11 protein-coding genes are annotated in these 11,583 nt (G+C 64.5%); 7 read left to right on the top strand and 4 right to left on the bottom strand.

The genetic code is table 11. The features are described 5' to 3' along the window. Positions 1 to 261: 261 nt before the first annotated feature. Positions 262 to 921, bottom strand: coding sequence for a cupin domain-containing protein (locus tag FNJ47_RS39700; protein ID WP_165446074.1), 660 nt, complete (start codon positions 919 to 921; stop codon positions 262 to 264). Positions 922 to 1,103: 182 nt separating this feature from the next. Between FNJ47_RS39700 and FNJ47_RS39695 the strand changes: the two genes are divergently transcribed. From FNJ47_RS39695 to FNJ47_RS39665, 7 genes are all read left to right on the top strand, one after another. After that, the gene (locus FNJ47_RS39695; RefSeq protein ID WP_163161401.1) at positions 1,104 to 1,871 is read left to right on the top strand and encodes an ABC transporter substrate-binding protein; all 768 of its coding nucleotides are present in this window, start codon (positions 1,104 to 1,106) and stop codon (positions 1,869 to 1,871) included. Between the two features lie 189 nt (positions 1,872 to 2,060). Then, on the top strand, positions 2,061 to 2,714 hold the full coding sequence (locus FNJ47_RS39690; protein ID WP_163161399.1) for an amino acid ABC transporter permease: 654 nt from the start codon (positions 2,061 to 2,063) through the stop codon (positions 2,712 to 2,714). Further along, positions 2,711 to 3,442 carry an amino acid ABC transporter ATP-binding protein gene (locus tag FNJ47_RS39685; RefSeq protein WP_163161397.1) on the top strand — a complete coding sequence of 244 codons (732 nt, stop codon included), beginning with the start codon at positions 2,711 to 2,713 and terminating at the stop codon, positions 3,440 to 3,442. Before FNJ47_RS39690 ends, FNJ47_RS39685 begins: the two co-directional genes overlap by 4 nt. 13 nt (positions 3,443 to 3,455) lie before the next feature. Beyond that, entirely contained in the window at positions 3,456 to 4,748 is a 1,293-nt protein-coding gene (locus tag FNJ47_RS39680; protein WP_163161395.1) for an NAD(P)/FAD-dependent oxidoreductase, read from the top strand. Between the two features lie 80 nt (positions 4,749 to 4,828). After that, a complete protein-coding gene (locus FNJ47_RS39675) occupies positions 4,829 to 8,059 on the top strand; it encodes an adenylate/guanylate cyclase domain-containing protein (RefSeq protein WP_163161393.1) in 3,231 nt (1,076 codons plus the stop codon). 48 nt (positions 8,060 to 8,107) lie between these two features. Then, a complete protein-coding gene (locus FNJ47_RS39670; protein ID WP_163161392.1) occupies positions 8,108 to 8,605 on the top strand; it encodes a hypothetical protein in 498 nt (165 codons plus the stop codon). A gap of 18 nt (positions 8,606 to 8,623) precedes the next feature. After that, positions 8,624 to 9,319 (top strand): class I SAM-dependent methyltransferase, encoded by a 696-nt coding sequence (locus FNJ47_RS39665; protein ID WP_163161391.1) that lies wholly within the window; start codon positions 8,624 to 8,626, stop codon positions 9,317 to 9,319. 129 nt (positions 9,320 to 9,448) lie between these two features. On the opposite strand, the gene FNJ47_RS39660 is transcribed toward FNJ47_RS39665, so the two are convergent. Genes FNJ47_RS39660 through FNJ47_RS39650 form a run of 3 tightly spaced genes read right to left on the bottom strand, consistent with a single transcriptional unit; the run spans position 9,449 to position 11,170 of the window. Further along, the gene (locus FNJ47_RS39660) at positions 9,449 to 10,438 is read right to left on the bottom strand and encodes an alpha/beta hydrolase family protein (RefSeq protein ID WP_163161390.1); all 990 of its coding nucleotides are present in this window, start codon (positions 10,436 to 10,438) and stop codon (positions 9,449 to 9,451) included. Between the two features lie 4 nt (positions 10,439 to 10,442). After that, positions 10,443 to 10,844, bottom strand: a complete 402-nt coding sequence (locus tag FNJ47_RS39655) for a hotdog fold thioesterase (protein ID WP_163161389.1) — start codon at positions 10,842 to 10,844, stop codon at positions 10,443 to 10,445. Then, positions 10,841 to 11,170, bottom strand: coding sequence for an NIPSNAP family protein (locus FNJ47_RS39650; protein ID WP_163161388.1), 330 nt, complete (start codon positions 11,168 to 11,170; stop codon positions 10,841 to 10,843). The genes FNJ47_RS39655 and FNJ47_RS39650 overlap by 4 nt, the downstream gene beginning before the upstream one ends. Between the last annotated feature and the right edge of the window lie 413 nt (positions 11,171 to 11,583).

The following is an 11,583-nucleotide window of genomic DNA, read 5'->3' as shown; positions in this document are numbered from 1 at the left end:
ATATACTTCGACGTATCCATCCCAATGCGGATAATCTCTCTCACGGACGGCTCCCTTGTCTGAGATTTGCAACAACCTCATTCTGGCACACTGATGCCGTAGGGGGCCGTCCACCCCATCAACCACCAACGTGAGTTGTTGCGCGACGCTGGGGTCGCAGCCTTCTTCAACAACACAGCCCTGTGGCAATGGGTCCCGGCTTTCGCCGGGACGACGCAGGATAGCCTTCGCCGGGACGACGGCAGAAAGAGCGGGGCTTACCTACCCCGCCGCCGTCACGCAGTTCACCCACAGCACCACGGCTTTCGCATCGCGCGCCGGATTGGAGAAGCGATGCGGCCTGCGACTGGCGAAGCGGAAGCTGTCGCCTTGTTTCAGGGTCCAGGTCTCGGTGTCCACCGTCAGAATCATTTCGCCCTCAAGCACGAGGCCGGCCTCTTCGCCGTCATGGGTGTAGAACTCGTCGCCGGTGTTGCCGCCGGGTTCGAGATGCACCAGGAACAGATTGAGCCGGCTCTCGCTGCCGGCGGGGCTCAGCAGCTGCTTTGAAATTCCGGTGCGCCATAGTTTCAGCTCGGCGCGCTGCACCTCGCGGGTGACGACGCCGCCGGCGCTGTCGTCTTTCGGTGTCGCGCCGAACAGCGCGGCGATGCCAACGCCGAGCACGTCGGCCAGCGTCGCCAGCACGCGCAGCGAGGGCGACGACAGGCCGCGCTCGATCTGGCTGATGAAGCCGATCGAAAGGTCAGTGTGCGCAGCAACGGTTTCCAGCGACATCTCCTTGGTGCGGCGCAGATCGCGGATGCGGCGTCCGACCGTGAGATCCATCGCGGGTTCGGCCGGCTCCCTGTCCAGTTTTTTTGCCGGTCGTTTGGCGGCGCGGCGTGCTGTCACGGGCTTCGCTGCCGCGCCTTTGCGCATTCTCTTGCCGCCGCTCACGTCAGTCCGCTTCCTTCATGTGCATGAAAACCGCTTGCATTGGCTGCGGTTTCGTGACCACAATTTCATATTGGTGAAAATAGGCCGGAACGGCGTCGCCCGCAACCAAAAGCGCTGACACAGCGGGCGATGCGGTGCCAAGGCCAGCTTCGGGAGGTGTTGCGATGTCGTTTCAGCGTCTCGTTCAGGCCGCGGTCGCGGTGCTTGCCCTTGCCGTGGGCACGCCGTCGGGCGCGCAGCAGGTGCTGAAGGTCGGCTCGACGCCGACCGGCATCCCCTTCACCTTCCTCGACACCAAGACCAATTCGATCCAGGGCATCATGGTCGATCTCGCCACCGAGATCGGCAAGGACGCCGGATTCTCAGTACAGATCGAGCCGATGCAGTTCTCGGCCCTGATCCCCTCGCTGACATCAAACAAGATCGACATCATCGCCGCCGCGATGTTCGCCACCGCCGCGCGAAAGGAAGTGATCGACTTCTCCGAGCCGGTCTATACCTATGGCGAGGGCCTCGTGGTGCCGAAGGCCGACACCAAGGCCTATGTCTCGCAGGATGATCTGAAGGGCACCGTGGTCGGCGCCCAGGTCGGCACTGCATTCGTCGATGCGTTGAAGAAGACCGGGCTGTTCAGCGAGGTCAAGGTCTACGACACCATTCCCGACATCCTGCGCGACGTGAATGCGGGTCGCCTCAAGGCCGGCTTCGCCGACTATCCGATCCTCGCCTATAATCTTCAGCAGGGCAATTTCGCCGACGTGCGGCTGGTCGACGGCTACAAGCCCGTCACCGTGGGCACGGTCGCGATCGGTGTGCGCAAGAGCGACACCGAGCTGCTCGCGAAGATCAACGCCTCGCTGGCGAAGCTGAAGGCCAACGGCACGATTGCGAAGATCCTGGAGAAATGGGGCCAGAAGGCCAGCGCGTCGTGAGAGCGTAACCCGTCACCCCCGCGCAAAGGCTTCGCCTTTGTCGCCGGAGGTGCTCGCGTAGCGAGCCTCGAAGGGTCGACGGCCACCAGCCGGGCCGATCCATCCTTCGAGGCTCGCCCAGCGGCGCAATTGCGCCGCAAGGCTCGCACCTCAGGATGACGGTGTTTGGATACGAGATACATTTGGCCGATGCAAAAATTCTTCCATGACGCCGTCGAGTTCGTGCCGATCCTGCTCCAGGGCGTCTGGCTGACCATCGTCGTCACCGTCGGCTCGCTCCTGCTCTCGACCGTGCTCGGCCTGGTGTGGGCCTTGATGCGGGTGTCCGGCATCGGCATTCTGGTCGGCGTCAGCGCCGCGCTGATCAATGTGATCCGCGGCATCCCGATCATCGTGCTGCTGTTCTACATCTATTTCGTCATGCCCGATTTCGGCATCGCGCTGTCGGCGTTGCAGGCCGCGATCATCGGGCTCGGCATCGCCTATTCGGCCTACCAGGCGGAAAACTTCCGCGCCGGCATCGAGGCGATCGACAAGGGCCAGATCGAGGCGGCGCAGACCATCGGGATGGGCTGGTGGCTCACCATGCGCCGCGTGGTGCTGCCGCAGGCGGTCAGGATCATCCTGCCGCCCTACGGCAACATCATGATCATGATGCTGAAGGATTCCTCGCAGGCCTCCACGATCACGGTCGCCGAGCTGGCGCTGCAAGGCAAGCTGATCGCCTCCTCGACCTTCAAGAACACCAGCGTGTTCACGCTGGTGGCGCTGATGTACCTCACCATGAGCATTCCGCTCATCTTGCTGGTTCGGCACTTCGAGAACAAGGCGAACCGCAAATGATCGAGCTTCGCGACGTCCACAAGAGTTTCGGCAAGGTCGACGTGCTGAAGGGCATCACCGCCTCCGTTGCCAAGAGCGAGGTGGTCTGCATCATCGGCCCGTCCGGTTCGGGCAAGTCGACCATCCTGCGCTGCATCAATGGGCTCGAGAGCTACGATCGCGGCGAGATCAGCGTCGAGGGCGCGCGGGTCGACAGCAATGACCGCTCGATCGTTGCGATCCGCACCCAGGTCTCGATGGTGTTCCAGCGCTTCAATCTGTTTCCGCATCGCACCGCGCTCGAGAACGTCATCGAAGGCCCGCTCTATGTGAAGAAGGAGCCGCGCGAGCAGGCGATCGCGCGCGGCCGCGCGCTGCTGGCGCAGGTCGGGCTCGCCGACAAGGCCGAAGTGCACCCGCCCAAACTCTCCGGCGGCCAGCAGCAGCGCGTTGCGATCGCGCGGGCGCTGGCGATGCAGCCGAAGGCGATCCTGTTCGACGAGCCGACCTCGGCGCTCGATCCGGAGTTGGTCGGCGACGTGCTCTCGGTGATGCGCAAGCTCGCCGACGACGGCATGACCATGGTGGTCGTCACCCACGAAATGGGCTTTGCCCGCGATGTCGCCGACCTCGTGCTGTTCATCGACGGCGGCGTCATCGTCGAGCAGGGCGCCGCCAAATCCGTCCTCAATCAACCGCAGCACCCGCGCACCCAGGATTTTCTGCGCCGGGTGCTGCACCCACTGTGATCCGGTACCTTCTATGAACGCGCCCACACGTCTGCCGCTACCACCGAGCCTCTATGCCGATACCGCGGTCGAGGCGACGCCAACGCCGCCGCTGACGTCGGACAAGAGCGTGCCGGTGGCGATCGTCGGCGGCGGCTTCACCGGCCTGTCGACCGCGCTGCATCTCGCTGAGCAGGGCGTTTCTGCGACCGTGCTCGAAGCGCAGGAGCCGGGTTGGGGAGCGTCCGGCAACAATGGCGGGCAGACCAATCCCGGGCTGAAGCACGACCCCGACCAGATCGAGAGGGATTTCGGCGCCGACCTCGGCCGCCGCATGATCGAGTTCTCCTACGGCACCACCGACTTCACGCATGATCTGATCCGCCGCTACCAGATCCCCTGCGAGGCGAGGCAGAACGGCACGCTGCGCGCTGCCTACAATGAGGCAAGTGCTGCAGTGATCGAGACGACGGCGAAGCAGTGCATCCGGCGCGGCATGCCGGTGAAACTGCTCAACGCCGCCGAGATGCGCGAGATGACCGGCAGCGACCGTTACCTCTGCGCCATGCTCGATGCCCGCGGCGGCGACCTGCATCCGCTGAGCTACGCCCGCGGGCTGGCGCGCGCCGCGATCGGGGCGGGCGTTGCCGTCCATGGCGAAACGCCGGCGCTCTCGCTCCGCCGCGACGGCCGCCGTTGGCGGATCGAGACCCCGCGGGCAATCGTGCATGCCGACCAGGTGCTGCTTGCGACCAACGGCTTTACCGACGATCTGTGGCCGGCGCTTCGCCGGACCATCGTGCCGGTGTTCTCGTCGATCGCGGCGACGGCGCCGCTGCCCGACGAGGTGGCCCGCACGATCATGCCGAGCCGCCCGGTGCTGTTCGAAAGCGGCCACATCACGGTCTATTACCGCATCGACCAGCACAACCGCCTCTTGATGGGCGGCCGTGGCCCGATGCGCTGGATCAAGGGCCCGTCCGACATCTCCTATCTGATCCGCTACGCCGAGCGGCTGTGGCCGCAGCTCAAAGGTGTCAGCTGGACCCATGGCTGGAACAGCCGTCTCGCCATCACCGCCGATCACTACCCGCATGTCCATGCGCCGGCTGAGAATTTGCTGATATCGCTGGGTTGCAACGGCCGCGGTGTCGCGCTCTCGACCGCGATGGGCGCGCAACTGGCCCGCCGCCTGGTCGGCGGTCCCGAGGCCGAGATCGACATGCCCGTGACCGGCATCAAGCCGATCCCGATGCACGCCTTCTGGCGGGTCGGCGTCACCACGGCCGTGCTGGCCGGCCGGATGCGGGATCGGCTCGGTGTGTGAAGCAGTTTATACAATTGTAGAATGTGCTGGGCTAATCTGACGCGTCGGATATATTCGCAGTCTTCATTGAAAGGCTGTTCATGCAGTGCGAGCGATGCGGTCATGCGAACCGGGCTGGCAACGATTATTGTGAAGATTGCGGTGCGCCGTTAGGCCTCAAATGTGATTCCTGTCACCATGTGAACGGGCCCTCCAGCCGTTTCTGCGGCCACTGCGGGACCGCGCTCGCCACGGCAGCCACCCGTCCCGATGCGCCGTCGCAGCGGATGCTCCGCTCGCTCAGCAGCAAGGGCGGCGAACGCAAGAACCTCACCTTGCTGTTTGCGGATATCCGTAACTCGACCAATCTGATCGACAGCCTCGGCGATCCCGAGCTCGGGATGCGGCGCCTGGAGCCGGTGCTCGACCTGATGAAGGAGGCCGTCCACCGCTACGACGGCATCGTCAACAAGATCCAGGGTGACGGTGTGATGGCGCTGTTCGGCGCACCGCCGCGCCCGCACGAGGACCACGCGGTCCGCGGCTGTCTCGCTGCTCTCGCCATGCAGGATTCGGTTGCGAGGCTTGCCGATCCCGGCATGCAGATCCGGGTCGGGTTGCACACCGGTGAAGTCGTCGTTCAGACTGTGGAAAATACCATCTATCAGACCTACGACGCCGCCGGCGCCAACGTCCATATCGCCAACCGGATGGAGCAGATGGCGGATGAGGGAGCAATCCTCATCACGCGCGACACCTATCTCGGCGCCCGGCAGTTCGTCGAGGTCCTGCCGCTCGGCATGCAGACCATTCGCGGCATCTCCATGCCGGTGGAGGTGTTCAGGCTGACCGGGCTGCTGAGCGCGCCCGCGAGCGACGTCTTCCGCAGCGGGCGGCGCCTGACCTCGATGGTCAACCGGACCGAGCAGATGGCGGCGCTGGACCATGAGCTGTCGCGCGCGGTTGGCGGCGACGGCCGGGTTGTCGGCTTGGTCGGCGACGCCGGCATCGGCAAGAGCCGGCTTTGCTTCGAGTTCGCCGAAAACTGCCGCCGCAAGGGGATACGCGTCTACGAGGCCCGCGTGCTGGCGCATGGGCGCGCAACACCGTTTCAGCCCGTGCTCGAGCTGTTGCGCGACATCTTCGGCATCCGTGTCAAGGAGCCGATCGAGACCTCCAGGCGTCGCGTCATCGACCGCTTCGCCCAGATGTCCTCATCGGATCAGGAGCTGCTGGTGCTGCTCGAGTTTCTCGGGCTCGCCGATCCGGAGCATCCGGCGCCGAAGCTCGATCCGCGCGCGCTGAGGCTGCAGCTGCTCGAGCTCGTTCGAACGCTGGTGCGCGCGCGGTCCGGTGATACGCCAACGGTCGTTCTGATCGAGGATTTGCACTGGATCGACGCCGCGAGCGAGGAGTTCGTCGAGACGCTGGTCGATGCGATCGTCGGCACCGCGACCTTGCTGCTGGTCAATTTCAGGCCGGGGTTCACCGCCGCTTTCATGCAGCGTTCGCACTACCGTCAGATCGCACTGCCGCCGCTGCCGTGGTCCGATTCGAACGAGCTGCTCCGCGAGCATTTCGGCAAGCATCCCTCGCTGGCCTCGCTGAGCAGCAATGTCATCGAACGCGCGCAGGGCAATCCGTTCTTCATCGAGGAGCTTGCCAACTCCGTCGTGGAGCGCGGCAATGTGGAAGGCGAGCGCGGCAACTACCGGCTCAAGCATGGCGTCGATGCGGTGCCCCTGCCCGCGACGGTGCAGGCCGTCGTGGCGGCCCGCATCGATCATCTCGAGGAGGTCGCCAAGCAGGTGCTCGAAACCGCGGCCGTGATCGGCCGGCTCGTCGCGATGTCGGTGCTGCGTCCGGTCGCGGCGCTGCCGAACGATGATCTGCTGAACGCCATCGCGCAGCTCCGGCAGGCCGAGCTGCTGTACGACCTGCCGCCCTACGACAAGGGATTGCTGGCGTTTCGGCATCCGTTGATCCAGGAAGTGGCCTACGCGACCCAGTTGCGGTCGCGGTTGACCACGCTGCATGCGACCGTCGCCAAGGCCATCGAGAGCTTCGACTGGGGCAAGCTCGACGAGTTTGCCGGGCTGCTCGCCTATCACTACGAAGCCGCGGGTCAGCCTTTGGAGGCGGTCACGCATTTGCAGCGTGCGGCGCGCTGGATCGGCAAGACCAACTCCGCCGAGGCGATGAAGAGCTGGAAAAAGGTTCGCGCCTTGCTGCAGGAGCTGCCTTCGTCCGAATATGTCGACCGGCTGCGGGCGATGTCGAGCGGCCAGATCCTCAACTTCGGTTGGCGTGAGGGGATGTCCGCCGACGAGGTCAAGCCTTACGCCGAAGAGGCGATCAAATACGCACGCGCGGCGGACCCGGTGCACGAGCCGATCCTGCTCGGCGCCTACGGCCGGATCCTGGCCGCGACCGCGGCGGCCGACGATTACGTCAATCTCGTGCAGGACGCCGTGAAGCTCACCTCCGGCACCGGGGATGTCGGACGATTTGCGACGGTCAATGCCATGCTGAGCCAGGCGTTCTTCCTGTCGGGCCGTCTTTCCGAGGCGCTGGACGCCGGGCAGGTGGCGGTTGCCGCTATTGCGGAGCAGGGCGGCTTTCACAACAACGTCACACTCGGCCTCAACCCGAACCAGATTCTCGGCTTCGACGTCGAGCACTGGATCAACTGCCTTGGCACCAGAATTCTGGTGCGCCTGGGCCGATTTGACGAGGCCGAACAGCGGATCGCCGAGGTGTTGCGGGCCGAGCCGGAACGCTTCGCGGCTGTCGTGCAGTTCATCCCGCATTTCGCAATGGTGGAGATGGGCTGGAGCCGCGGCCGGCCGGAGCTCGCAAAGCCGCATGCGGCGAGGATCGCCGAGCTGGCTGAGCAGTCGGGAACGCCCTATCTGCGGGTCGCCGCTGTCGCCAGCGCCGGCCTCGCCAGCGGCGCCGCAGGCGACTTCAAGGTTGCCGCCGCCCAGCTTCGGGAGGCGATCGACTTTGCGCGCTCTGCGCGAGCCGGCCTGGAGTTCGAGGCCCGCATGCTGGCGGATCTGGCCGAAGCGCTCTATCGGTCCGCCGACCATCATGCGGCGCTGCAAGCGGTGGACGAGGCGCTGACCGTCGCACGGCGGAGGACCGATCGCATCGCCGAACTCCACGCGACGGTCCTGCGTGGCTTGATCATTTGCGCTTTGGGCAGCACGTCACATGATGAGCTTGACGAGATTGTCGGCAGCGCTCAGAATCTGCTCGACGTCTCCGGGGCAGTCTACTTCACGCCACAACTCGATCAGCTTCGATTGCATCTTGAGCGACGTCGCTAGTCGCGACGATATTTTCATTTCTGGAAACAAGGTACTGAGGGGGTTTTGATGGGACGGATGATTCAAGACGATACGACGCGCGATGTCCTGGATCTGCTGAACAAGCGGTTTGGTCCCGGCGGGATCATGGAGATGGTCGAGCTGCAAAAGGAGTTCGACATCTTCTCTCCCAATCATCCCCTCGAGCAGTCATTCAGGCTGATCGGGATCGAGCCGGCCGACCGGGCCGAGCGCCAGCGCTGGTACGCCTTCCTCGGCACGCTGAAGGACTATCCTTCCGATCAGCCCAATGTGAGCGGCTACAAGCGGGTGGTCCAGGCGTTCCGGCAGGCACTCACGCAGAGCCCGTATCTGCCGGTGCTCGTCACGGCTCACGCGATGAAGGAAAATCCGCAGGTGACGTTTGCAGCCGATGGCAGCACGCCGCTGATCTACTCGACCCAGTCGTATCGGGTTCTGTCGATCCCGACCAAGCCGAGCCTGGTCGCGCGCAGGGAGCTTGCGGCGGCAGCCAAGCAGCGACGGGCCAAGAAGGCCAAGAAGTGACCAGGACATGAGCAGGGCATGAGCATCGCAGCGGAGACCGCGGGCCCCGGCGCCGAAGGCGACCGGGCGCGGTTCTCCGACCTGTATGCCGACGTCGAATCCTACTACAGCGCGCGGGTCGCCAAATACGGCGCCACCCCGCGCGGGGTGGACTGGTCCTGCCAGGCCACCCAGGACCTCCGCTTCGTCCAGCTGCTGAAGCTCTGCAACTTTTCCGCGCCGTTCAGCCTGAACGATATCGGCTGCGGATACGGCGCGCTGTGCGGCTATCTCGCAAGGCGTCACCCGCAAGCGGCGATCGACTATCTGGGGATCGATCTGTCGCTCGCCATGGTCAGCCGCGCGCGCCGCCGCTTCTCGGCGCCGGGACGACGTTTCAAGGTCGGCAAAACCAGTCCGCGCCGCGCGACCTACTCGGTCGCGAGCGGCATCATGAATGTCAATGTCGGCGGCTCCCGCGCATCCTGGGAGGGGTTTGTCGCCGAGATGCTGGCCGACCTGCGCCGCGCCAGCCTGCGCGGCTTCAGCGTCAACTTCGTCACCAGCGGGGCGGACGGCACCGCGGCCGCCGATGCAGCGCCGGTGCAGCTCTACTGCACCAGCCCCGAGCCGTGGATCCACTATTGCGAGCGCGAGCTCGGCTGCACCGTCGAGACGATCGACGGTTACGGAATGAACGAAGTCACCCTGCTGGCGCGATGCAACGATTGCTGATCGAGCTGCGGCCGCTGGCCGGCCGCAAGCAGGCCGATCCTCCTCGATCTGCAGACATTCCGCCAGGTCGCATCACAGCCGCCGTATTGACCGGAGGGGATGCGGGACCGGCTCAGAGTGTAGCGGTGTTCATCGCGTCCCGGCTTCGCCCAGATGTGTCATGAAGAACGCAATGGCTTCGGTGTGGAGGCGCCGATGAAAGGCGAGGCGGTCGAAGCCCGGGGCGTCTGTGCAGATGCCGGCCATCTTCGCCGTCTCCTCCAGCGTGCATGTCGCGAGGAAAGAGAAGTGCTTCGCATCCTTCACCAGGTGAAAGTCCGGTTTGGATGGAAGCCTGTCGTTGATGGCGGCAGCACAGCACCCGGAGAGACCGTCACCGTTCTGCGCGGGGTCCGAGCTCCACAGTTGGATCGGGATCGTCACGGCTTTCAGATTCTCGGCCGCAAAGAACAACACAGGATAGGGATCGACGATGATCGCAGCCTTGATCCGCGGATCGTGAACGATCGGTCCGCTTGGCCTTTCTCCGCCTTCGAGTTCCTTGCAGGCCCGCAAGGCCGATGTCTGGCAATTCGGCAGGCCCTTGCGGAGATCCGGCTCACCGCCCACCGCCGCGAGGCCCGTATAACCGCCCCAGGAAAAACCGTAGAGACCGATGCGTCCGGCGTCGATGTAAGCAGCATCAGGCCAGCCTTGAAGCGCGTAGTCGATCGCGCGCTTGATGTCGGCGGGCCGCTCGACCGTGACGGCAAGACTGTCGGTGCCGCTGGTGTTGCGTTCGGTATCGGTCGGGTGATTGATCGTCAGTACCATGAAGCCGGCGTCCGCCAACGCCGCGGCGGTGTCATGATGACCGCCGAGCCACCCGCGCCTGCCATGCGAGATCACGATCAGCGGCAGCTTGTTTCCTACGATCGGGCAGTCGTTCACGCCGAAGAACGTTCTGCCGCCGCGGGCATCGATCTCGTGCGGAGCCTCGGCGCAGGGATGCCAGACCACCCCTCGGATCGCGGGGCCGTCGGTGCTCGCGGGAACGTCGAAAGCCCGCAGTCCGGCCGCCTGCGCAGCCGAAAGCCCGAGCGACAACAGAGCGGACAACAGGAAGGGAGACCAACGCATAGGGCTATCGCTTGTCGAGAATTCGCAACTCGGCGGTGGCAGTGGCGACCGTCACGTTCTCCGCATCGATCAGGTCGGCCTCGACGATCATGTCGCGCCCGGTCTGCGAGATGATCTTCGCCTTGGCCGTGATCGGACCAACGCGCGCAGGCTTGAGAAATCGCGTGGCGAGGGTTTTGGTCACCACCGTCTGTGTTGCGGGAAGTGCTGCAAGCGCGCCGAGGCCCGTGGCCGAATCTAGCATTGCGGCGAGGAAGCCGCCCTGGATCGTGCCATGCCGGTTGGTGAACAAGGGCTTCGCCTCGAAACGGATCGAGGTGATCTCGCCGTCGAAGCCCAACCACTCGCGCCCAAGGAGCTGCGCGCCGGGCGGTACGTCTGCACTTGCTTCACTCAATTCGGTCACCGCGCTTGTTGCTCGGCCGCCTTCGGAAACAACGGCCGGAAGAACGACCGATCATAGCGCGTGAAGCAGCCGGTCTCCTTTGCAAAGGCTATCGCCTTCTGAACGTCCGGATCGGCCGCGGAATCCTTTCGATATTGCTCGTAGGCGGCGAGGCTCGGAAAGCTGAACATCGCCAACGCGACGTCGCTCGCGCCTTCGGACGGCAGGAAGTAGCCGTGATGGGTCCCGCCAAATCGCGGTAGCAGGTCGAGCCACATGGCGGCATAGGCCTCGAAATCGGCGAGCTTGCCCAACCTGATCTCGTAGCGCACGTAACAGGTAATCATTCTGCGGTGCTCCAATCCATCGTTGACCAAGGCTTCTCACCATAGCGCAGCGGAGGAAACGCGTCACGCGCCGCAGCAAAGCTCAGGCAGATGTGTCGCGAGAATGCGAAACTGTGTCCCATCCAAACTGTCATCGCCCGGCTCGACCGGGCGATCCAGTACGCCGCAGCGTCTCGGCTCAAGCACTACTGCCTCTGGAATACTGGATCGCCCGGTCGAGCCGGGCGATGACACCGAACTAGCTGTTTGACAGTTCGAATCGACAACCATCCTCATCGTCGTCCCGGCCTAGTGTGCAATTGCGCACGGGAGCCGGGACCCATGACCGCTAATGCGAATTGTTACGCGATGTTGGAACGACGAATCCCCTTCACAACATCCGCCGCGGCGTATGGGTCCCGGCTCCCGTGCGC

It is taken from the genome of Bradyrhizobium uaiense, assembly GCF_010811875.1.
Classification (GTDB): domain Bacteria; phylum Pseudomonadota; class Alphaproteobacteria; order Rhizobiales; family Xanthobacteraceae; genus Bradyrhizobium; species Bradyrhizobium uaiense.
This window is presented reverse-complemented; position numbering and strand designations above follow the sequence as displayed.

What these genes read in the sequence shown, in the direction of transcription:
- FNJ47_RS39665 (WP_163161391.1), top strand. Translation starts at nt 8,624, where the DNA reads ATGAGCATCGCAGCGGAGACCGCGGGCCCCGGCGCCGAAGGCGACCGG.
- FNJ47_RS39695 (WP_163161401.1), top strand. Translation starts at nt 1,104, where the DNA reads ATGTCGTTTCAGCGTCTCGTTCAGGCCGCGGTCGCGGTGCTTGCCCTT.
- FNJ47_RS39670 (WP_163161392.1), top strand. Translation starts at nt 8,108, where the DNA reads ATGGGACGGATGATTCAAGACGATACGACGCGCGATGTCCTGGATCTG.
- FNJ47_RS39675 (WP_163161393.1), top strand. Translation starts at nt 4,829, where the DNA reads ATGCAGTGCGAGCGATGCGGTCATGCGAACCGGGCTGGCAACGATTAT.
- FNJ47_RS39690 (WP_163161399.1), top strand. Translation starts at nt 2,061, where the DNA reads ATGCAAAAATTCTTCCATGACGCCGTCGAGTTCGTGCCGATCCTGCTC.
- FNJ47_RS39650 (WP_163161388.1), bottom strand. Translation starts at nt 11,170, where the DNA reads ATGATTACCTGTTACGTGCGCTACGAGATCAGGTTGGGCAAGCTCGCC.
- FNJ47_RS39680 (WP_163161395.1), top strand. Translation starts at nt 3,456, where the DNA reads ATGAACGCGCCCACACGTCTGCCGCTACCACCGAGCCTCTATGCCGAT.
- FNJ47_RS39660 (WP_163161390.1), bottom strand. Translation starts at nt 10,438, where the DNA reads ATGCGTTGGTCTCCCTTCCTGTTGTCCGCTCTGTTGTCGCTCGGGCTT.
- FNJ47_RS39685 (WP_163161397.1), top strand. Translation starts at nt 2,711, where the DNA reads ATGATCGAGCTTCGCGACGTCCACAAGAGTTTCGGCAAGGTCGACGTG.
- FNJ47_RS39700 (WP_165446074.1), bottom strand. Translation starts at nt 921, where the DNA reads ATGCGCAAAGGCGCGGCAGCGAAGCCCGTGACAGCACGCCGCGCCGCC.